At 26.5% G+C, this 23,124-nt stretch carries 23 protein-coding genes; all 23 read left to right on the forward strand.

Going from position 1 to position 23,124, the window contains the following annotated elements; genetic code table 11:
• Positions 1-164: 164 nt before the first annotated feature.
• The 23 genes from D3Z33_RS11895 to D3Z33_RS12005 all read left to right on the forward strand — a co-directional run bounded on the left by D3Z33_RS11895 (position 165) and on the right by D3Z33_RS12005 (position 23,006).
• Positions 165-1,100, forward strand: coding sequence for a DNA-methyltransferase (locus D3Z33_RS11895; protein ID WP_160197989.1), 936 nt, complete (start codon positions 165-167; stop codon positions 1,098-1,100).
• Positions 1,101-1,169: 69 nt separating this feature from the next.
• Positions 1,170-2,048 carry an ArdC family protein gene (locus D3Z33_RS11900; protein WP_243153504.1) on the forward strand — a complete coding sequence of 293 codons (879 nt, stop codon included), beginning with the start codon at positions 1,170-1,172 and terminating at the stop codon, positions 2,046-2,048.
• Positions 2,049-2,255: 207 nt separating this feature from the next.
• Positions 2,256-2,810, forward strand: a complete 555-nt coding sequence (locus D3Z33_RS11905; protein WP_160197991.1) for a hypothetical protein — start codon at positions 2,256-2,258, stop codon at positions 2,808-2,810.
• Positions 2,811-3,108: 298 nt separating this feature from the next.
• Positions 3,109-3,336, forward strand: coding sequence for a hypothetical protein (locus D3Z33_RS11910; RefSeq protein WP_160197992.1), 228 nt, complete (start codon positions 3,109-3,111; stop codon positions 3,334-3,336).
• Positions 3,337-3,446: 110 nt separating this feature from the next.
• Complete coding sequence (locus D3Z33_RS11915; protein ID WP_160197993.1) at positions 3,447-3,707, forward strand: hypothetical protein; 261 nt, start codon at positions 3,447-3,449, stop codon at positions 3,705-3,707.
• Between the two features lie 90 nt (positions 3,708-3,797).
• Positions 3,798-4,907, forward strand: a complete 1,110-nt coding sequence (dnaN, locus tag D3Z33_RS11920) for a DNA polymerase III subunit beta (protein ID WP_160197994.1) — start codon at positions 3,798-3,800, stop codon at positions 4,905-4,907.
• A 289-nt stretch (positions 4,908-5,196) separates the two neighbouring features.
• The gene (locus D3Z33_RS11925; RefSeq protein WP_160197995.1) at positions 5,197-5,607 is read left to right on the forward strand and encodes a hypothetical protein; all 411 of its coding nucleotides are present in this window, start codon (positions 5,197-5,199) and stop codon (positions 5,605-5,607) included.
• 68 nt (positions 5,608-5,675) lie between these two features.
• Positions 5,676-5,837 carry a hypothetical protein gene (locus tag D3Z33_RS11930; RefSeq protein WP_160197996.1) on the forward strand — a complete coding sequence of 54 codons (162 nt, stop codon included), beginning with the start codon at positions 5,676-5,678 and terminating at the stop codon, positions 5,835-5,837.
• A 63-nt stretch (positions 5,838-5,900) separates the two neighbouring features.
• On the forward strand, positions 5,901-7,052 hold the full coding sequence (locus tag D3Z33_RS11935; protein ID WP_160197997.1) for a hypothetical protein: 1,152 nt from the start codon (positions 5,901-5,903) through the stop codon (positions 7,050-7,052).
• Positions 7,053-7,176: 124 nt separating this feature from the next.
• Positions 7,177-10,848, forward strand: coding sequence for a helicase-related protein (locus D3Z33_RS11940; RefSeq protein WP_160197998.1), 3,672 nt, complete (start codon positions 7,177-7,179; stop codon positions 10,846-10,848).
• Between the two features lie 455 nt (positions 10,849-11,303).
• Complete coding sequence (locus tag D3Z33_RS11945; protein WP_160197999.1) at positions 11,304-13,067, forward strand: hypothetical protein; 1,764 nt, start codon at positions 11,304-11,306, stop codon at positions 13,065-13,067.
• Between the two features lie 341 nt (positions 13,068-13,408).
• The gene (locus D3Z33_RS11950) at positions 13,409-13,987 is read left to right on the forward strand and encodes a hypothetical protein (protein ID WP_160198000.1); all 579 of its coding nucleotides are present in this window, start codon (positions 13,409-13,411) and stop codon (positions 13,985-13,987) included.
• Between the two features lie 49 nt (positions 13,988-14,036).
• The gene (locus D3Z33_RS11955) at positions 14,037-14,315 is read left to right on the forward strand and encodes a hypothetical protein (RefSeq protein WP_160198001.1); all 279 of its coding nucleotides are present in this window, start codon (positions 14,037-14,039) and stop codon (positions 14,313-14,315) included.
• A 230-nt stretch (positions 14,316-14,545) separates the two neighbouring features.
• Positions 14,546-15,010: a hypothetical protein gene (locus D3Z33_RS11960; protein WP_160198002.1), complete on the forward strand. Its 465-nt coding sequence runs from the start codon at positions 14,546-14,548 to the stop codon at positions 15,008-15,010.
• A gap of 111 nt (positions 15,011-15,121) precedes the next feature.
• Positions 15,122-15,709: a hypothetical protein gene (locus D3Z33_RS11965; protein ID WP_160198003.1), complete on the forward strand. Its 588-nt coding sequence runs from the start codon at positions 15,122-15,124 to the stop codon at positions 15,707-15,709.
• A gap of 607 nt (positions 15,710-16,316) precedes the next feature.
• Positions 16,317-17,357: an SMODS domain-containing nucleotidyltransferase gene (locus tag D3Z33_RS11970; protein WP_160198004.1), complete on the forward strand. Its 1,041-nt coding sequence runs from the start codon at positions 16,317-16,319 to the stop codon at positions 17,355-17,357.
• Positions 17,341-17,787, forward strand: a complete 447-nt coding sequence (locus tag D3Z33_RS11975; RefSeq protein WP_201750525.1) for a hypothetical protein — start codon at positions 17,341-17,343, stop codon at positions 17,785-17,787. The genes D3Z33_RS11970 and D3Z33_RS11975 overlap by 17 nt, the downstream gene beginning before the upstream one ends.
• 29 nt (positions 17,788-17,816) lie before the next feature.
• Positions 17,817-18,809, forward strand: a complete 993-nt coding sequence (locus D3Z33_RS11980) for a CBASS cGAMP-activated phospholipase (RefSeq protein WP_160198005.1) — start codon at positions 17,817-17,819, stop codon at positions 18,807-18,809.
• Between the two features lie 448 nt (positions 18,810-19,257).
• On the forward strand, positions 19,258-20,613 hold the full coding sequence (locus D3Z33_RS11985; protein WP_160198006.1) for a toprim domain-containing protein: 1,356 nt from the start codon (positions 19,258-19,260) through the stop codon (positions 20,611-20,613).
• Between the two features lie 70 nt (positions 20,614-20,683).
• Positions 20,684-21,040: a hypothetical protein gene (locus tag D3Z33_RS11990; protein WP_160198007.1), complete on the forward strand. Its 357-nt coding sequence runs from the start codon at positions 20,684-20,686 to the stop codon at positions 21,038-21,040.
• Between the two features lie 21 nt (positions 21,041-21,061).
• Positions 21,062-21,535 (forward strand): hypothetical protein, encoded by a 474-nt coding sequence (locus D3Z33_RS11995; RefSeq protein ID WP_160198008.1) that lies wholly within the window; start codon positions 21,062-21,064, stop codon positions 21,533-21,535.
• A gap of 105 nt (positions 21,536-21,640) precedes the next feature.
• A complete protein-coding gene (locus D3Z33_RS12000) occupies positions 21,641-22,432 on the forward strand; it encodes a hypothetical protein (RefSeq protein ID WP_160198009.1) in 792 nt (263 codons plus the stop codon).
• A 136-nt stretch (positions 22,433-22,568) separates the two neighbouring features.
• On the forward strand, positions 22,569-23,006 hold the full coding sequence (locus D3Z33_RS12005) for a hypothetical protein (protein WP_160198010.1): 438 nt from the start codon (positions 22,569-22,571) through the stop codon (positions 23,004-23,006).
• Positions 23,007-23,124 lie beyond the last annotated feature (118 nt).

A 23,124-nucleotide genomic window follows, 5' to 3' on the forward strand; every position in this document is an offset into this window, starting at 1 on the left:
AAATAGCAATTTTTCAACTCTTTAGAGATATTTTTATATCTTTCAAAGGGTTTTTTTATTGCTAATTTATCAAATGATATAACAATTTAAAAATTGAAAGGGGAACTTTTAAAATGAATCAAATTAAATTTGAAGATATTTTGGTAAACACCAAAGTATGTGAAATGATTAGCAGAAAAAAATCTAGGTCTTTAACTAAGAAGATTTACGAAGTTGCAAATGCGAAAAGTGGTCCATTCAAAATGAGACATTTATACTCTGAACTTGAAGGAGAAAAGAAACACTCAATTAGAGCAAGAGTTTATGAAAAACTTGGTATCTTATTTAAAAAAATCGCTAGAGATACATATGTAACTATTACTGAAAAAGGTAATGCTTGTATGGTTATTGAAGGTGATGGACTAGACTTATCTAATATCAAAGATAGCAGTATAGATACTGTATACTTTGACCCTCCTTGGAATGATAATAAATCTAATAAGGGTGGAAATCGTAATTTTGCAACATATGAAACTGTTGATCTTAACATTTCTTTCTGGAAGGAAGTATCAAGAGTAGTTAAAGATAATCATTTTGTTATTGTAAATATGCCTTTTGAAAATGCGAATAACTATAAAATGATTTATAAATGGAAAATACAAGCGGAGGAATGTGGTTTACAGTATTACGCAAAAGTTCCTTGGGTGAAAGGAAACTTTACTGCGAATACAGGAAGAAATTCTAAAAATAAAGAAGAGCTAGTTTTCTTTACTAAAGGTAAAGCAAGAAAACTAAGGATAGACGCTAAAAAAAGTAAACTTACAGGTAAAGAACATTTTATGCGAGGTGCTGCAGGGATGTTACCAACTTGTTTTAATATTCAACCTCCAACCAGAAAGAATAGGATACATCCTTCTGAAAAGCCTGTATCTTTACATGCAGAAGTTTTGAAGTATGTAATGAAGAAAGGCGAAGTAGTACTAGATATGTTCGCAGGAAGTGGCAATTTAGGCATTACTTGTTTAGAAGAAGGATATAACTGTATTCTGATAGAAAAGGCAAAAAAATATGTAGATTTAATGAAAGAAAATCTGCACTTAGAGTCCTTTGCTACTGTTTAACAAATAGAAACAAAAAAATAGTTTATCAAATGTAAAAAAGTAACTTTAAAAATGGAAGGTGTGTTTAACTTGGCTAAGAAGAATGTATATGATTATGTAACAGAAAGAATAATAAAACAATTAGAAGAAGGTACTATACCTTGGCAAAAACCTTGGAAGGGTGGTCTCCCAATTAATTATATTAGTAGAAAACCATATAGAGGTATTAATTTGACGTTATTGCCATATTCAGGAGAATACTTGACTTTTAAACAAGCTAAAAAGCTTGGTGCAACACTTAAAGAAGGAGAAAGCAAGAATTGGCATATGGTAACTTTCTTTAAATTCAATGACTATAAGAAAGAAGTAGTTAATAAAAAAGGAGAAAAGGAAATCAAAATTAAAACCTACCCTATACTAAGATATTATAAGGTATATCATATTGATAGTTTTGATGGACTTGAAAGTAAATTGGATGTATCAGAACATGATCCGATAGAATCTGCTGAAGAAATATTAAACAGATATTCGGAAGTACCTATTTATCATAAGGATAATAGAGCTTATTATCAACCCAAAAATGATGTTATTAATGTACCTAAAAAAGAATTATTTGAAACAATAGAAGAATACTACAGTACTGCTTTTCATGAAATGGTACATAGTACAGGACATGAAGAAAGATTGGATAGATTTACTAACACAGACCAATTTCAATTTGGCTCCGAATCTTATTCATTTGAGGAACTAGTAGCTGAATTAGGTTCATCTATGCTATGTGGAATAGCAGGAATTGAAGATGTAACTATTGATAACTCTGCATCATACATTAAAGGGTGGTTATCTAAGCTAAAAAATGATAAACATCTAATTGTTAAAGCATCATCACAGGCACAAAAAGCTTGTGATTATATACAGAATTTATCTAGTCAACAAAATATAAAAGAAGTTAATGAAAATGTAGCATAGATACAGTTGGTTACTGTTTTACTAATAATAATATGATATGAACGGATAAATATTAGTATTATTAAAGGATATGCTTAAAACAACTCTTATACCTTTAAAGGTATAAGAGTTGTTTTTTTATGCTCTGTATATATTGTTTGCAATATCTAGATTAATTGTTAGTAATATGAAATATATGATATAATATATATAGAGAGAGGTGATATTATGGATAAAGAAAAAATAGATATAATACAAGAAAAATTACAAATTAGTAATATAGATAATATAAAAAAGACTAAGCAATACAATAAAATGAAGAAAATTATGGTTAATGAATTTATATTATTTATACCTATTATTTTTATTTTACTTTTCTATTTTAAAATAGAACCTTTATTAGTAGGTTGGATATTAATAATTAATATTGCAGTATTTAATTTTATAGAATTAAAAGAGAGATACTACTCAGTGGGAAATATGTTGAATAAGAATTTTAGTTATAATAATATACAAAGCAAATTATTATCTACCAATAAAAAAGATATAAATTTAGAAAAGAAAGTTAAACGACTTAAAATAGAAAAGAGTATATTTATAATATTCTATATTTTATTTTCTCTACTTTCTATATCAATATTTATTGCTGCTATAACAAATGAAGTTAATATATATATGATTAGTTTTAGTATATGGTTAATAGCACTGAATGTTTTCCACTATAAAAATGTGAGAAGAAGATTAAAACACTATGAAGTTTTAACTATTTTAAAAAATAAATAAATTATACTTGCAAGAGTTAATACTAAACTGATATAATTAATATATACAACAAATAAATACAAAAAAACCGAGCATATATTTGTATCGGTGGCATTTATCAAATTTAATAATAGGTTAGATTATCTATTATTACACGTTTTAAAAATGAAATAGCAATTTTTCAACTCTTTAGAGATATTTTTATATCTTTCAAAGGGTTTTTTTATTGCTAATTTATCAAATGAGGGAGGGCAGTATGAAAAAGTTTTAAGGGTTTATTAATTGAACGATTTGTTTTTTAAAAAGGAGGATTTGACAAATGGACAAGAAAAAAAGGGATAGTTTAGATGACACTATTGAAAAATTAGAGAGGATCAAGATTTTATATAGTGTTGTAAGAGTACCAATTTATATACTAGTAGTAGTATTATTACTTTCTAGTATATTCACTAATAACAGGCTACATTTATTTATGTTATTAACTATTGTTGGTTTGGATTTTGTGATTAAAAACAGAATCAAAATATTTAAAACCCTTACATACTAATTTACCCTGCTTGGGAGGAAATATTATAAACTCCCAAGTGATGAGTTTATATATTCCTCTATTAGTAGTGGTTAGATTAGAATACACCACCATTCAAAGGGGGAATTTATATGGCTCAAATTATCCAATTATTTGATATTATTTCAAAATGGTTTGTAAGTCATGGAGCTACTATAACAATATGGGGCAGTATTGGTATTTTATTTTTATCAATGATTGCATATATGGCTTGGCATTTTCTTAGTGAAATTTTCAAAGCTTTAGGAAATGTTTCAAAACATTATGGTAGAAAAAGTAGCAATTTTATTTATCGGGTTTTTAAAGTGGATAATCCAGATTATAATGACGATGAAGATAATGGCCAAACCTAGTTTTTCAAATTTAGAAGGAGAATATTGTTTCTCCTTCTATTAATTTTTCAAATGTAAGAATAAAATTTAAAAATGAAAGGTGTGTTTTACATGAAAATCATAGTAAGTCAAAAGGAATTAGCAAAAGGAATAAAATCAGTAGCAAGAGGGGTAAGTGCTAAAACATCTCTACCAATATTACAAGGGATAAAGATTGTTGCTAAGTCAGATTATTTGTTTTTGACAGGAACAAATTTAGATTTAACAATAGAAACTAAAATTTCTTGTGAAATTATTAAAGAAGGTGGTTGTGTTTTAGATGCAAAAATGCTATCAAGTATTATATCAAAATTACCTTCTGATGATATTACTATTTCAGTAGAAGATGGAAATGCTATAATAACAAACTCAACTTCAAAGTTTGAGTTATTAACAGAAAATGTTATGGAATTTCCAGAGCCTAACATAGCAACTGATGGTAATGAAATAGAGATAGAAACTGACATCTTACTGGAATGCATAAGGAAAGTTTTCTCTGCTATTTCTGATGATAATACTAGACCAATTCTTACAGGGGCAAAAGTAGAAATTGAAAATAATACTTTAACTTTTGTTGCATTAGATGGGTATAGACTTGCATATAAATCTGCTATAGTTAATTATGATGGCACTTTAGATGCAGTAATACCTAAAGCAGTACTAAATGAAATCAATAGAATATTAACTACTTCTAAAGATATAGAAGATACTCATGTTACAATATCTAGTAATCTAGCAACTTTCAGATTAGAGAACACAAGAATATCAACTAGACTTTTAGAAGGACAATTTATTGATTATAAACAGTTATTAAAAGATACTGCAAAGACAGTTGTTACTGTTAATGTTAACGAATTAAAAAATTCTATTGAAAGAGCAACAATATTAGGTAAGAACACTGCAAACAATTTAGTTAAATTAAGTTTCGCAGATGGAAAAGTTACTATTAAATCTAATTCTGAGATTGGAAAATCAGTTGAAGAGTTAGAAACTGAAAAATTTGTAGGTGAAGATACAATTATAGCTTTTAATTCTATGTATTTATTAGATGGAATTAAAGGTATAAATTCCAATGAAGTTAAACTATATATAGATTCAAGCGTTCAACCTATGATAATGAGAGAGAGTGAAGATGAAAAATCTTCTATTTACCTAGTATTACCTGTAAGATTAAATAATTAAAAAAAGACTTACTTCTATCTCAATAGAAGTAAGTCTTTTTAACTAATTAACATTATAAAATTCACCAATTTATTATGTATTAATATTATATCTATTGTGTCATAGCTTATATAATGTTATAATTAATGTATACAACAAATAAATACAAAAAAACCGATCATATATTTGGTCGGTGGCATTTATCAAATTTAATAATAGGTTAGATTATCTATTATTACCGTTTTAAAAATGAAATAGCAATTTTTCAACTCTTTAGAGATATTTTTATATCTTTCAAGGAGTTTTTTTATTGCTAAATTTATCAAATGAAAGGTGTGTTTTAAAAATGACAACTATATTAAAGGGAACTAGTAGAAAGAGAAAGGTAAAAGGCAATTTTAGATTCAGAACTTTTATTACTATAAGTGTTTTATTTATAGGATTATTAATAGTTAATAAAGGTACTTTCACATTATTTCAACAGAAAGATTATGAAGAAACTGCTGAAATAATGGCTAATTTTATGGTTGCTGAATATGAAAGACAATCAGAAAATGGAAAAGTAGACATGAATAAAATTGTTTCAATGGCTGAAAAGCTAGATGATACAAATTCTCTTTCTGTAAACTATTCAGATAGCTCATATATGGATAGAGTTACTATAACTTTTTCTCTTGATGGTGGAAAAACTATCAAGTATAAAGATTTAAAACTAAACTAGTTTCTAATTAATAGAGAGAATAAATATTTATTCTCTCTTAGTTTTTCAAATTTAAGGAGGTTTTAAAAATGGCAAAAATATTTGGATGTATACCTTATTCCAATTTTAAAGAAAAGGTACAAATAACAAAAAATATGAATGAAAAGCATAATAATAAAGTTAAGTTTCAATTTGAAGATAATTTTATTTACTATGAGTTTTTCTTAAAAAGTGCTTTAGAAATAATTTAGACACAAATTTATTAGTTTATTAAATGATTAGAGAATTTTTCAAATGTGAGAGGGGATTTTAAAATGACAATAGGAAATATTACTAACAAATTTCATAGGACAAAGTATAATGATGCAAAGTATGGTTTTTATCCAACACCATCTGAGATAGTTGAAAAGGAAATGCAACTAATTTCATTTATAGGGGTATCCAAAGATACACCGATACCTATGTGCGATTTCTCTGGAGGTATAGGAGAACAATTATATACAATGCATAATTACTTATCAGAAAAAGAAGGTTTAACTCCTGTATCTTATTTTAATGAGTTACATAGTGAAAGATACCAACAAGCTAGAATTAATTATAGTGGAGTTGATAATTTCCATATGTGTAGCTCTGATCTATTTAGGCTTAAATGTAGACATAAGAGTGGTAAAAGATATGACTCTAGCGTTATGAGTATTATTAGAAACAATAGTCCATATGGGGAAACTGTCCAATATGGTCAAAAGGTTAGATTAGAAGAAATCTTCTTTGTAGAGAATGATAGATACTTAGTACCTAATGGAATACACATTATTGAATTCCCAACTACAACACTTATTAATAATATTAATCTTTTAAGAAGAATCACTTATAGATATAAAGATATTAATATCTTTAGACTACCAAGACACATTATGAAGAAAAAACATAATGCACAAGTTCAACAAATAGTCTTATTTGGGGTTAAGAAGAAGAAAAACTCTAATGATAAAGAACTAGCACAACAGTTACATGAACAATTAAAGCTAGGGAAGATCAAAGATATTACAGAGATTAATGAGCCGATATATTTCTTATCTGATGAAATAGTTAAGAAGGCTAAAGAGGTAACTGTATATAGAGATGGGACAGTAAACGATATTACACTCACCAATGGTCTTAATAATGAATTAGATAGTCTTTTAAAGAAAGATAAAGACACAGATTTATTAAATAAGAATATACAAGCTGATAAGGAAAGTATTGGGATAATAGAAAAGAAGATAGGTCATAGAGCATTAGACTTAGCTTCTGGAAAATTTAATGATGTGCAAGGAAATGTACTGATCTATGGTTATTCTGGAAAAAGAATAGATACAAAAGTTGAAATGGATGAAGATACTGAAATTACAACTGAAACTGAGGTTATTGTATCTGGAATAGAAATAACTAATAAGAATGGAACAATCCTTAGAAAAGAAAGTTAATGAACAGTTTTTAATAGCTTATCAAATTAAACAAATAGAAATGAAAAAATTAGCTTATCAAATGTTTTATTAATATTGATTAATCAATTTAGGAAATTTCTCAAATGAAAGGTGTGTTTATTACATGAAAATTAAAAGAGTTATAAAGTGCATTGAAGGGTTAGTGGAGAGTGCTAAAGAAATACTTAGTCTAGAAAGCTATAATAGATACGAGAAATATAATCTAAGTATCATGAAAACTTGGCTAGAAGGACTTAGCAAACAAGGTTTCGAGCCTAAAGAAAGGTTTGAAGAATTACACAACACTATTGATGCATTATACAATAGTTCTAATAGTGCTATTTATGTATATGTCAAAGAGTTATATAATCCTGCAAGAGAGTTATTATCACTTCTTGAAGGGAAGGCAGAGGAATTAGAGCCTTATAAATTTCAAGAAATAAATGTAGATCATAATTACTATAAAGCTAAGACAGTACTATATGATGAAGATTCAGAAACAAATACAAAGACTATTAGATATATAATTGCTACATTCCTATCTGAACAACAAATGAAAGCTATGTTGTCTAATCTTCAAAAAGGCATGAAGAGAATTAAAATTGGAGACAATTGGAATGAAGTAGCACAAGCAGTTTCAAATGGATATCGTTGTCTATATCAACGTACCACTAGTGAGAATGTAGGTGATGGAGTCCATGCAATTATCTATAATGAAGATGAGAGAGTTATAAAAGTACACCAAGAAGATAATCCAGTAGATAGAGTGTATCAATTTATCGCAGCTAATTGTAAAACAGGGATTATTCCAAATTGGAAATCTTATTTTTATAACAAACTTACTGATGAAGGTTTACTAAGAGAGTGTAAGGGGTTTGATTATACAGGAAAAGCACCTAGTATTATTGTTTTATCAGAAGAAATTAATACTGAACTGATAATGCAATATAAAGAAGAAGGTCTTAGAAAAGGTTTAATCAAACTTGATGTAGAAGAAAATGTAGAATTAAGTGAAGATGCTACATTTTTTGAACTTGTTAATGATTATGTAATTCCTTATATTAAAGAGGAAAAAGTACATTATCAAGTAGGTGATCCTATTTCACCAATAATTTCTTCACCGATAGACTTTGGTAAAGGTAAGATAGGTAAACTATATCCTAAACAACAAATAACAGCTCAAGGTGGACTAAAGGCTATGAAAGATGGTAAACCTTTTATAATTCTTAGCGGGTCCATGGGTGTAGGAAAAACGTTGATTTCATCGAAGTTAGCCCTAGCACAGATATATGAAATGTATGGTAAATTTAATGGTAGGATAGCATTATTCTGTCAAGGAATTTTAATAAACAAATGGCAAAGAGAATTTTTACAAGCGTGTAAACCATTAAGAATTAAACCTAGATTCATTAGACTAGATAGCTTAGAAAATGTGAAAAAACTTGATAAAGAGCCTAAAGGTTTAGAAGTTTTATTAATATCAAGAGATAAGTCAAAAAGAAGTTATTTAGAGGAAATGGCAACTAATGAAAGGTTTAATAAAAATAGCCTTATGAAAATTACTAATTTCAAAGAAAAAGTAGTTGCTAAACATGAAGATAATAAAGTAGTATTTGTTAATAGCAATGAATTACCGATACATTTAATGAAAATTGCAGGGAGAAGAATAGAAAAGGAAACACAAAAGCCTACTATCCTTTATAAAAAGCAATTAGACAATGAAGGTAATATTATAAGTTATAAGATAGTTACACCTTCTAAAACCCTTAAAAATACTTTTACAACTAATAACTATAAGTCTTATGATTTCGAATTGAACTCTGTTGAGTTTACTAATTTCAATAATCATATTACTGAGAATTTAGAAGTATTGATTGATGAAAGTGAGTATAAAATTCATAGACAAACTTCATTTGATAATGGTCTTGTATGTCCTAGTTGTGGTGGATATATATATCAGAATCCTCAAAACTTATTCCATGAAGAAAAATATACTAAGCACATAAGAAGAAAGAAAAAGGATAAATCATCATCTTTCCTAAAGTGTAATCACTATGTTAAAGCTGATGGAACAACTCTTATGGACTTTGAGATAAAAGGCATTAGAGAAGGTGAAATATCAGTTGCATTTGTGGATGATACTGAAACTATCACATACTTAGATGCTGAAAATAATCCAATAGAGGGTAGTGAGTTATTGGATGTTAAAGCAAACAAATATACAGGAATATATATAATCAATGTTAAAAAGTGTAATCAAAAATTATGGTCAGCTGTTGATAAAAAAGGTTATAGAACAGTAAATACCTTAGCAATGACTAAAAGAAAATTCAAGTCAAAGTTTATAGATTTTGCAATAGTTGATGAATTTCATCAGTTTTCAGCACAAAGTAATCAAGGTTATACTTATGGCTTATTAGCAAATCAGAGCAAGTATATGATTAATTTATCTGGTACTATTAGTTCTGGTACTGCATCAAGTCTATTTTATCTACTTTATAGATTGTATCCTCAAAAAATGAAGAAACTTGGATATGAATATTCAGAAGTAGGTAAGTTCATTGATCATTATGGGAGACGTGAGAAGAAAACAAAAATTAGAACAGAACACCAATACAATAAAAGTGGAAAAGGTTATAAATCGTCACCTTCGGTTAAAGAGAAGGCAGGTATTTCACCACTTTTATATACTAATTTACTTAGTGATGTAATGATAGCAAGAACAATAGAAGATATGCAATTACCAATGCCAAAACTAAAGTATTACAAACATGAAATTGAAATGAGTAGCGAAATCAAAAATGGTTATGATAATCTAAAGCAACAATTAATTGACTTTATGAAAGAGAATAAGCATTTGCCACTTGGAGGAAGTTACTTACACAGTTTACTAAGCTACCCAGATTTACCTCAACAATCTCCTATATATTGGAACAAAACTGATATGCTAGTAGCAACCCCAGAGCATATTGACTTAAAGGATAAAATTTTACCAAAAGAGCAGAAACTTATTGATACAATAAATCGTGAAATAAGTGAAGGTAGAAAGGTACTAGTATATATGGAATATACAGGAGAGAAGGGAATTAGTAAAAGAGTTATTAATATACTTAGAGACCAAGGGATAAAAGCAATTGAAATGAAGTCTAACGGAAAAGGAAAAGTTAAAACTGAAGAAAGAGAAGAATGGATTGAGCAAAAATCTAGAGAAGGATACCAATGTATTCTAACTAATCCAAAACTAGTTGAAGTAGGATTAAATATAATTGACTACCCAAGTATTTACTATTATGAGTGTCCTCTTGGAAATGTTAAACTGCTGAGACAAAGTGAACGTAGAGCGTGGAGAACCAACCAAAAGCAAGAATGTCGCATTTACTACTCTTACTATTCAGAGACATTACAAGAAGATTTACTTAAATTAATAGGGGGTAAGAAGAAAGCATCACTTGCACTTGAAGGAGTATTCTCAGAAGATTTACTCTCAAATATGGGTGATGTTGATGATGGAGGAAGTGAAGCTTTGTTTAAAGTCCTTAAAGGTAAAATAACAATGAAAGAAGATGATTTAGAAGGCTTTGGTTTTTCTGATGAATCTGACCTTGAAAACATTATTAAATCAACTCAAACTATTAACGATAATGCAAATAACTTTAATACAAATATTCATTCTAATGATAGTCGTACACAAATAGATCTGTTTACAATAACAGAAGAAGAATTAACTACTATCAATAAGAAAGAAAAAAAGAAGAAAAATATTGGAGAAGGTCAATTAAGACTTTTTGCAATGTAATCTTCTCTATTGTAGATAACCTTAAAATCGGTTATCTACAATAGTTTTTACATATTATAAAAAAATATTCATTAATTTTAAGGAAGGTGTAAGATGAAAACAATTGCATTAGGTTTTCTTGCTATTAGTATTTTAGTGTTTTTAAGTATGAATATAGAAGTTAAAAATAAAGAATAAAATAATAACTAATTATGAATAATTAATATTTTCTTTATTTTTGTAGAAATATGCTATATAATTTTATTAAGAAAAGCAAATAAAAAAGGAAAAGTTGTCACCGACCAAAGTTCAACTTCTCCCTCTAGGATAATAGCAAAATACTATTTTCTATTTTATATGATTTTATAATATATATATTACCATATAAATATATATATATTCAACTATTTTTAAATATATAATCATTAATTTAGTTATTATCCTACTTGCTTAACAAATGAGTAAAGGGGATTTTTATGTATAAAGAATTAACAATAGATGATGATAGAATTAATGAATATATAGAACATCAACTAAGATTTCTAAAAAAAGTATATACTTTTTTAGATAATAATAACTTTAATGAGAGTTGTTTAGAACTACGACCTATATCTAGATTAAAAAATAAGTACTTTAGGTCATTAAATCTTTGGAGATTTGACGATAAAGCAATAAATAAGTACAGAGATTATATTAAAACAATAAATGGTACTCCTACATGTATATATTACTCTGGTTATTCACTTAATTATGAAAAAGTAGTATTAAAAGAAAATGGAAAAGCATATGAAAAAGGAAAAATAAATAAAGAGAACAGCATGATAACTCAAATTTTACCAATGGATTTTGATGATTTATCTTTAGAAGAATTCGAAAAAGAAATTAGCAGATTGACTAATCTAGGCATTGAAACAATTAATATTTTTTCTGGTAATGGTTTTCAATCTATAGTATTACTTAATAGACCTTCTAATGATAAAGATTTATATAGAAAGTTTACTCACTTATTATTAGATAAAGGCTTTAATGTAGATCCTAAAATTACAGATTGCTCAAGAATTTTGCGTATGCCCTATACCTTCAACTGTAAAGAATATGATTATAAAAAATACAGCATAGAAAATCCAACAGGAAAAGCTACTACAATTTATCAAGATACTGATAAAAGATATAACGTAAAAGATATATTTGAAAAAATAGCTTCATTGCCGAATAGTAATACATATAAAGATGCTTTAGGAACAAATAACAGTCACAATAAGCCAATAGAAATGATAAATAAATCTAATACACCTAGTACAAGTTCTAAGCCTATTAAAACTAAAAATAATGATTTTATAGAATTTAAAAATATAAATGAGATGTACCCTATAATAGATTATTATAGTTTACCAAATGCTATCCAAAATGTATTAATTGAGACACCTAAGAATTACAGAAACTCTGTTTTGTTATTTATAGTACCATTTTTTAGAAATAAAATTGGTTTAGATTTAGATTCTATAGTAGAGATAATGAAAGTTTGGAATTTAAATTGTAAACCTAGTCAAGATGAAAATTTTGTCATAAGTGAAGTAAAAAGAGTATTTAGCTATGGATATAAAGGTGTAGGAAAATGGAGTACTGAATTAGCAACTAAATTTGGTTATATCGAATTTGAAGAATATAAACTTGCTGATCATATTATAATACCAAATGTATTATTCGAAAACTATAATAATTTACATCAAACTGCAATTAAAATATTCTTTATGATGAAATTATTTGAGGACAGGGAAGATATTAAAGAGTGGGATATAGAATTAATAGCTAAAGTATCAAAAGTTAGTGAGTGGACAGTTAGAAGATATATTAAACAATTAATTGATTTTAAATTAGTAGATAAAAAAAGAGGTAATAAAAAGCTTAAGTTGAAAAATAAATATTATATATCAATATTTTGGGACAAAAAGCTAGGTTTTACTACTATCAATCCTTATACAATTCAATCAATGATATACAGTGAATTAGATAAATTAAATGATAATGAAATAAAAGTGTATACATATATTTATTATAAATTAAGAGGTAATAATAATAATAAATATTTTGCAAGTCAGAAAGTAATAGGCGATATGATAAATATGGATAGGTCAACAGTTTCAGACATAACAAAAAGACTCCACAAAAAAAGAAGGATAATAAAAAAAACATATAAAAATAATAATATTCCACACACAAATTACTTTTTAAGAGGATAGCAATATAACTTTGCTATCTTTTTTGTAGTTTTATTATTGGCAATCCTCAAATACCCAACAAACGTTCTCTAATTACATATTTTGTTAAATTGGCAATTCTCAAATACCCTTTTTCTATTATTGGCAATCCTCAAATACCCCCTGAATGGTATTTATTTCAAATTGGCAATCCTCAACACTATATATATAACAGAGTGAGAGAGAGGGGAGGGATATATTTGTATAATATTTATGAAGATTATCGACACAACATTTATATTGTGTTATAATTTGTTTGAGATATAATATTACACAAGTAAAAAAAGTAATTATAAAGTAAGTATAGGGGGATAAATATTGAGGTGCCTTGGAAAAAGAAAGAAATATTTTTAGAGTATAACAAAACAATAGATGAATTAAATAATATGAGTAATGAACAATTATATAAAAGAATGAGAAACATAAAAAAATATAATTCAGATTATAGTTTTATGAATACAATTATAATAGGGATAATCTTAGCTGCTTATCCTATATGGTTGGAAATAATTGATGAAGTATTAAGGTCTGAGAGTGATGGAAAAATACATATTAATTTATTTAACATAGTGTGTTTTATTATAATGATAGTTATTTTTGCAATTTTTACTTATGCAATAAAATCCTTAATACTTGATTTCGTTAGAAATAGAAACTTGGAAAATAATATAAAAAGAGAGATCGAATACGAAATAATTAAAGAAAAATTAAAAACTGATAGCAAGGATATGATGAACAATAAAAATGATAAAGTAGATAATAATTATAAACGATTTTATAAAAAAAATAAAATTGTATATGTCAAGAGAAAAAAGTCACCTAAAAAAAGAAGGTCAAAAAAATATCATAGAGAAAATTATATGACTAGAACTAAAAGAAGAGAAAACAGTCATCCAAACTAAATCAAAATAAACCATATATTAAAATAAAAGAAAAGAGGTTAATTAGAAAATGAAAATATCATTAAGAGGTTTAATTGTTAACATAATTCTATTTGGAATTTTAATTTTTTCAGCGTATTATTTATTGAATGATTACTCAACTAAAAATAAAGAAATAGTAGAAAATGCACATAATGAAATTCTTAATACAATATATGAATCTGATGATATAAAAATTATTAATTATAAATTATATATTGAGAAAAAAGATGAAATAATTAAAAAAGGACAAAGTAATACTAATGATTTTATAGATTTATTGATTCCGATGAAGGTGAAAGTAGAATAATATATGAAATAGTTGATATGGGGATATTTTCAAAAAAGGAGAAATTAATATTGAGAGAAATATTAATCAGAAGAGATTATTTTGGAATTAAATAAAGCAATATATAAAGGATTTACTTTATGTAATTTTACATAAAGTAAATCCTTTATATATAAATTAAATGATAATACTCCAAATTCAAAGTGTTTTTGTAATATCATTTAAATTTATTTAAAGTGGAGGATAAAATTTTGAAAAGAACTGTAGTTTACATAGTAATATTTTTTATAATTTGCATATTTATATTAAACATTTCAGAAATGACAGATATAGTAATAATTAAGTGGTATATTGAAGATTTGAAAGTTGAATTAAATAATAAGCTGAATAATAATAAAAAAATTAAATTAAAAGGTACAACCCTTTCCATATATTTATATGAAACAAAAATAGCTTTTGAATATGATGAAATATATTTTAATGAAATTTTAGAGAAATCTCAATCTAATTTATTTAAAAATAATAATTATATAATAAAAAAAGTAAATAATACATTAAAAATAGAAAAAAACAATCAAAATAATAAATTAACTACTATAGATACAATTAATAAAATAGAACAAATTTTATTAAAAAGAAAGATAATAACAAATATAATTACTATAATAATAGCTACTTTATTGTATATAGCATATAAAAAACAGTATAAAATATAAAACTTAAAGCAAGAACTATCAACAGATATTAACACAACATATATTATGTGCTATAATATAAATAGAATTTAAATATTAAATAAAGGAGGAAGGCCGAATAAGCCATATAAAATGACTACTATTAGAGCAGTAAATAAAAAAAATAAAAGTGATAATACTAATATTGAAGAATCTAAATACCAACAAAAGAAAAATGAAATCAATATAAGTGAACTTAAAAATAAAGTTAAAACTATTAATGACTATGTAGATAAAATAGATGAAATTATTAAACCAATTTATGATAAGGAAATATATAAATTAGATAAAATTATTAATGAAGTAAAAACAATGAAGGAATCAGCTAGAAAGAATAATATTAGAATGGATCAGAATAAACTAGAAATAATATTATTAGACTTAATATATGAGATAGGTGAGGTAAATGAAAGAATAGAAAGAAGAGCTTTAGATGTTGATATTGCAAATTCTTTTTATAATAGTAATCTTGATAGGGCGTTATTATATACAAATGAAAATAAAGAAAAAGAGAATTTAACAAATGCTAGTTTACAAAAAGCTTTTGCTAATAGAATTGTAGAAATAGACGAATATACTAAAATAGTAAAAAATAGAATATATAAAAAAATAGAAAGTAAACTCAGCTCTTCAGAAAAAATTTTTTATGGTATTAAGGCCATTTTAGGAAATAGGTATTAAATAGTAAAAAATGATTCAAAGTTTATCTTATATTGAAAAATAAAAAACAAGCATAAAATTCATTGGAGAAATAGAGTCAATGAATTTTATGAAAATACGTAGAAAATCATAACCCATGGTTAAAAAATATTTTTTAACCATGGGTTATATTATATATTAAATTAATTTGGAGTTATTTTATGGAAACTAAAGATAATTTAGCTAAATAGACTGTTAGCCTTATAAATCAAAAAAAATAAAGGATTATGAGCGTTGATGCTCTATCCTTTTTCATGATATAATATAATTTGGTAGAATGTCTATATTTGCCGAGAGGTATCTTTACAATATCATAACTGTTACCGCAGTCATAGTATTGTTCTCGACTATTACAATTCTTATAATTGTCATCTTTACTACATTTTATGCACGAAATTATAAAATAGTACCCAAAGAACGACTTATTTGCACTAGTAATATTGTATCACCAAAAGAAAGGCTTGTCCATACTTTAAGTGATATAATATTACTTTAAAAGTATAATTGAGTCTTAAGTCTTATTTTGAGTTAGTAATAGCTAGAACAATGTTAAAGATACCTTCCAAAAATTTAAGGAGGTATATGCAAAATGAAATTAAATGATTATTTTAAAGCATTTCATGGAAAAATTTCACTAAACTCTGGGAGAACACAGAGAATTAAAAATGCACACAAGATTTGGAAAGATTTACTAAAAAATGATGAAGAACTTAAGGATTATTATGAAAAGTTTTATTTACAAGGTTCATATGCAACTTCAACTGCAATAAAACCTATTAATGGTGGAGAATTTGATGTAGATACAATTCTAGTTCTTGATATTGATGAAAAAGAAGTGGGGATGAAACCTAAAGATGCACTTAAGTTTTTAGCAGACAGAATGAAAACTAATAAAAAATATAAGGATAAGATTAAAGTCAAAGACAGATGTGTTACAGTTGATTATAAAGATGATTTTCATATTGACATTGTACTTTCTAAGCCAACAGATAGTGAAGTTATTCTAATTCCTTGTAAGTCAGATAATGATTGGAAAGAAACAAATCCATATGGATTTAAAGAATGGTGTAAAACTATTAATTATAATACTAATGGTGAATTTTGTAGAATAGCTAAAATGATAAAATATTGGAGAGATACCAAGGTTGGTAAAGATACTGCGCCTAAATCAATTTTATTAACTACTATAATAGGGGAAAATATGGTAGGGAAGAACTCAGACGCAGAAAGTCTCGTAGAAACACTTGAGAATATAGTTGAAAATATTGATAATATTATCAATGAAGAAACAGATCAACCATACGTAGAAAATCCATCATTAGAGGGAGAAAATCTCGCTAGAGATTGGAATAGAGAAAAATTTGATATATTTAAGATAAAATTAGAAAAGTTTACAAAAGATTCTAGAGATGCTTTAGAAGAAAATGATGAAGATAAATCCATAGAAAAATGGCAAGACATCTTTGGTACTACATTTCCTTCTCAATTATCTGAAGGAGCTAGTATGGCAAAATCAATATCCGAAGGTACAGCCTACATTGATCATAGCGGTCACATTAATAGAAATATAGGTACAAAAATCCCTGAGCATAGGTTTTATGGAGAAGTTATTCATGAGACAAAAAGATAAGGAAAGGATATTTAAGAAACTAGACAAGTTATCAAAAAAAGTGCCATGGAGTAAACAGTTATTTTCCATGAAAAATAGGTTTCCTAATTTCGAGTTCCATAGTGTTAATACAACAAATAAACATTTCATAGGGGAGTTACAACCTACTAAGGACTCCCCTAAATATAGAGTTAAAATATTGTATCGAACTAATAAAAAACCTAAAGTATACGTTCTAGAGCCTGAAATATTAGATTCAGCTCCCCATAGATATTCGGATAATTCATTATGTCTTTATTATCCAGACGATTTATCCTTTGATCAATATAGTGTTATAGCTGATACTATTATCCCTTGGACTATAGAATGGTTATATTTCTATGAGATATGGTTAGAGGATAATGTTTGGTGGGGTAAAGAAGCTCCTCATTATATATATGAAGATAAGTAGAAAAGTAAATGAGTATAGGAGGAATTTATATGGCTTTAGTTTGGAAGGATATTAACAGTGCAGATGATATACTTACATGGAAACCAGAGAATAAAAAAAAATTTAAAGTATTAGCTATAGATGGCGGGGGAATTAAAGGTGTTTTTCCAGCCAAGTATTTACAAATGATAGAAAATAAAATAGGTGGGAATATATATGAACACTTTGATTTAATAGTAGGGACATCAACAGGTGGAATAATTGCATTAGCTCTGTCTATAGGAGTTTCTACATCGGAGATAGTTAAGTTATATAAGGACTTAGGTAAGAATATTTTTAAGTCAAGATTGGTAAATAGAGTAGCTCATCCAATAACTCATGCATTGTTAAAGAGTAAGTATGACAATAAAAATTTAACTGTAGCACTTAAAGATGTGTTTGGAGATAAAAAAATTAAGGATGCTAAGACCTTATTATGTATACCATCTATTGATTTTTATAGGGCTAAGCCAAAGGTATATAAAACACCTCATAGCCATTATCACTTAGATAGGAATTTAAAGATGTGGCAAGTTGCTCTAGCAACTTCTGCTGCTCCTACTTATTTTCCAGCTGCTATTGTCGATAAAGCAGCTGGTACTCCTGACTATATGATAGATGGTGGATTATGGGCGAATAATCCTAGTGTTATAGGTATTTGTGAAGCACTACACTTTGGTTGTAATCTAAAAGATATACAACTTTTGTCCATAGGTACAGGACACTGTGTTTATAAAGGAAAGAAAGAAAAAGCACTAAAAAGTGGATTTTTAAGTTGGGGTACAGGACTTGTAGATTTTACTATGAATGCTCAAAACTATGGAAACAATGCTATGGCAATGTATCTATTACCAGAAGAAAACTTCGACCGAATAGATTTTGAAACAGGTGATAAAATAAATTTAGATTCTGTAGATGATAAATCTATTGAAATTCTTATGAAAGAAGCAGAGAGAGCATATGGAAAAACTTGTCCCGACATAGAAAATAAATTTTTCATCTAATTTAAATATAGTAATATACCTCTCTTATATAAGAGAGGTATATTACTATATTTTTATATATGATATATTACTACTTTTAGTTATTGATAAAAGAACATAATAAATATTAAGAATAGTTCAAATAAAAGTAGTATATGTATTGTTTTTGAATTACTGAAATGATATAATTAACATATACAAAACAAATAAATACAAAAAACCGAGCATGTATTTGTATCGGTGGCATTTATCAAATTTAATAATAGATTAAATTATCTATTATAATAGCTTTTAAAAATGAAATAGCAATTTTTCAACTCTTTAGAGATATTTTTATATCTTTCAAAGAGTTTTTTTATTGCTAAATTTATCAAATGGTATAACAATTTTAAAAATAATAGGAGTTTAAGAACAGAGGAAAATATATTTTACAAATATATTCTTAAATTCTAATAGGAGGTTATCAAATATGGGAGTAACAAAATGTGCAGATGGAAGTGTATTCATACCAATTCGTTCTGGTGAATCTTGTCCTATATGTGGAAGTAGAAAAGGTAGATGTTCTAAATTTTATAATGATGAGGGAATATTAGTGTTTTATCGTTGCAAAAATCAACCAAGTGATAAACCTAATAATGGTTGGTACATACACACTATAAAAGACTTAGAAGGTATTAATCCTAATGACAGGAAAATAAACTCTATACCAAATATTACAGTAGGAGAAGAAATGTCTGAAGAACGATTAAATATAACTGATAGTGCATATCGTTACTTTAGAAGTTTATTAAAAAAATATGAAGGAAAATACCTAAATCAAAGAGATTTATCTGACCTTCATAAAAGAGGAGTTTCTGATGAGATAGTTGAAAGAATGAAACTATTTTCAATGCCTACATTAGTAATTAATTCTCAAAAAGAATTAGATAATTTTAAGTTAATGAAATCAAAAAAACTGTATACAAAACAAAAAAGATATACAGGAAAACCAATTAGGGTATTTGTAAGAAATTACTCTGATGGTGAAAATACTTATGATTGTCAGTATCAAACTGCAATAGCAAAAGACATGGAAAGGAAATTTGGAAATGAACTTTTGAAAGTTGCAGGATTCGCTAAAAGAAGTGGTGCAAATGGTGATTATATTACGTTTCAAAGTGCTAGATATAATGGCTTATTTAATCTAATAACTAAAATATTAACTGTTGCACTACTAACAAAGGATAGTAACTTGTTAAGACTTGCTTATTCAAACTTCTGGAGAGTAGAACAATTTAAACCTATAAAGGGGTATTTCATACCTTATATTAATCAAGAGGGGAAAATACAAGCAGTACAATATAGACTAACTATACCTATTCTTGATGATAAGTATAAACCAATGAGATACTTCTGGTATTCTTCTAAAAATGCAAGAAGTGGTAGTCCAATAGACTATTACATACCTTCAAAAATATTTACTAGATCTGATGGTAAAAAAAGAGAAGATATATTACTTGTTACAGAAGGTGCTTTAAAAGGGAAAATTGCTGCTGAAAGGCTAGGGTTTAAGACAGTTACAGAGGCAGGAGTTAGTAACTATCGAAATCTAATTGAAGATATTATTGAAATATCTAAATATGAAAAAATAAGGCATAAGATAATCTTAGCTTTAGATATGGATAAGTTTGAGAATGAAGAGGTAATGAAAGCAGAACAAAAAACTATGACATTACTTCATCAAGCAGGATATGAGGTTGCTATTGCTTTTTGGGATGGTAGAGTAGCAAAAGGCATTGATGATGCTCTTAAATTAAAGTTAAAAATTCAATTTAAGGCAGTTTAATTTGACAAATAGAAATAAAAAAATTTTTAAATGAATCAATAAAATTTAATAAATGAAAGGTGTGTTAATTATGTTGGAAATGGTAAAAAGTCAGTACCTAGAAGGTAGTTCAGTTACAGAAGATATTGATGTTGAATCTATTAATTTACAAAACAGTAAAAGAGACATTACAATAGATTTGCTAAAAGAAAAATTACTAAATAAAATTGCTGATGTAATTATCAATAGTGATATTGAAATAATAAGTAGTTTAGGTAATACAAAAATAGCAATTTTAGAATTATTAGATCTATATTCACTGGAAGAATTATTCTATTTTAAAAGAGGACTAGAGGAATATGAAACATTAGGTGAGTATATATCTGAAGATAATCTATTTTCTGTTAATGAAGTAAGTGGACAATTATCATTATTAATTAATTTATAAAATGAAAGGGGAATTTGAAAAATGAAAAATACACCTGCTAGATTTATTATGTTAGCTATTGAACAGTATATAAGAGCTTCTGATTATACATTAAAAGAAGTCTTATCATCAGAATTATTAAGAAAAGAAAGAGCATTAGCTAGTGCATTTGCTCTTAAAGAGTATTCAGTGATAGCTTTAAAAGAAAGTAATCTTTCTTATGAATATAAGGATGGAGATTTATCATTTTATCTACATGGAATGAAAGTATGCGATATAGATAGTGATAGCTTTAAGGCTATTGAAGTAAACTTCTCCAATGGCAAAAATAATGTTTATCAAGATAAAGAATTATCTATGAGAATTGAAAAATATTCAAATGATGACTTCATAAGTGAACAAAGAATTTATGCTTTTAATCTATTATGTGAATTACATAAAATAGAGAAAGGTATAGATAATTTAGGATTATCTGATAAGGATAGAACTGAAATAGAACAAATAAAAATAGCTTAATTTATATAATAAAAAGGAATTTTAAAAATGTATCATTATTTTTAAAATAAGGAGAATATAATATATTCTCCTTATTACTTTAACAAATTCAAGGAGTGGATATATATGATAGGGTGTTGTAATTCTTTTAAGGATTGCTCTGATGCAGGAGAATGTATTAAATTAAATAATCCATTATATGAAGAAGTTTATAAAGGTTGTCTTTATAAAAGTAATTTAGATATGGGTAAAAACTTTTATACAGACTATAATGAAAACAATAGAATTAAAGCAGAAGAATATCAAAAAAAACAATGCAGCAGAAAGGTTAAAAAGCCTTCTGAAACTCTACCAAAGATTAAAAAAGAGGTAGAGATAGTAGAAGATATTAAAAAGGAAGAAAATGCATTGGAGAAGTCTTTTAGAGATAAGTATAAGAGAGCATACTTAGTTATAAATGAAAGACAATTTTATATAGGAACAAGAGGTAGCTACAATGGTGCAACTTATGCTTTAGGTACTGAAGGTATAGAGAGGTTAATTCAAAACATTGGAGATCTACCAATTCATATAGATACAGAATATTTAGATGAAATGTATCAAGATGAAAATGGAACATTTGATGATAGAGCAGATTGGACACCTTATTTTAAAATAGGTCAACAACAATATAATCTCATGAATTCCAACTTATTAGGATTAAAAGAGTCTACTTGTAATATGATAGCTAATTATTTTGCAGATTTAGGTATAGAAGTTAATTCTGAATGTCCTAAAAATGGTAGGAATAATAGAGTTTTCAAACCTTCAAAACCAAAAAAGAGTAAGGATAAACAAAAACCTATTGTTGATACTATTAAACTTAGTGAAGATAAAAAGACTAAGAAAGCAAAAGTAGAACAACTATCATTATTTTAGTACCTACAACTTAACAAATAGAAACAAAAAAATATCAAATGAAAAATGTACTTTATAGCTTATAAAATTATAAATAGGTAATATTATATCTACAACCTGTTTAAGTGCTTTTAAAATTGAAAGGAGAGTTTTTAAAATGAAAAAATATGCTAATGATATTCAAGATATGTTAGAGGATACTATAACTAATTATGATGGAGAGGCAGAAGTATTGATAAGTGGTATATATGAAATACTTAGAAATGATAATAAACTAGCTGAAAAATTAGGTGATAATGAGGATTTATTAATCACAACGTTAAATATCATTAATGCTGAGTTGTATTTCAATTATTATACCGACATAAGAACATACTTAGATTTATCTGGCGAAATAGGTTATGATGATTGTCTTTGGGAGATTGATGAAGAAGAAGGCAATGAAATAGCACTTGAAAAAAGAGATTGGTTGCAAAATGTGCAATCAGAAGAAAAGGCTAAAGAAGTATTAAATAACGATGGTTGGTATTTATCTACTAATGGACTTGCAATAGGAATGATGGATAAAGAAGATTATGACCAATTAATAGCCTAATAAATATGAATTAAATATAATTACCCAAATAGAAACAAAAAATATAAATTTTATAAGTTGAGCCGATCTAATTAATTTTAGGTCGGCTTTTCCATTAGAAAAAAGAATAATAAATAGA

The sequence above is a fragment of the Senegalia massiliensis genome (genome assembly GCF_009911265.1).
Taxonomy (GTDB): domain Bacteria; phylum Bacillota; class Clostridia; order Tissierellales; family SIT17; genus Anaeromonas; species Anaeromonas massiliensis_A.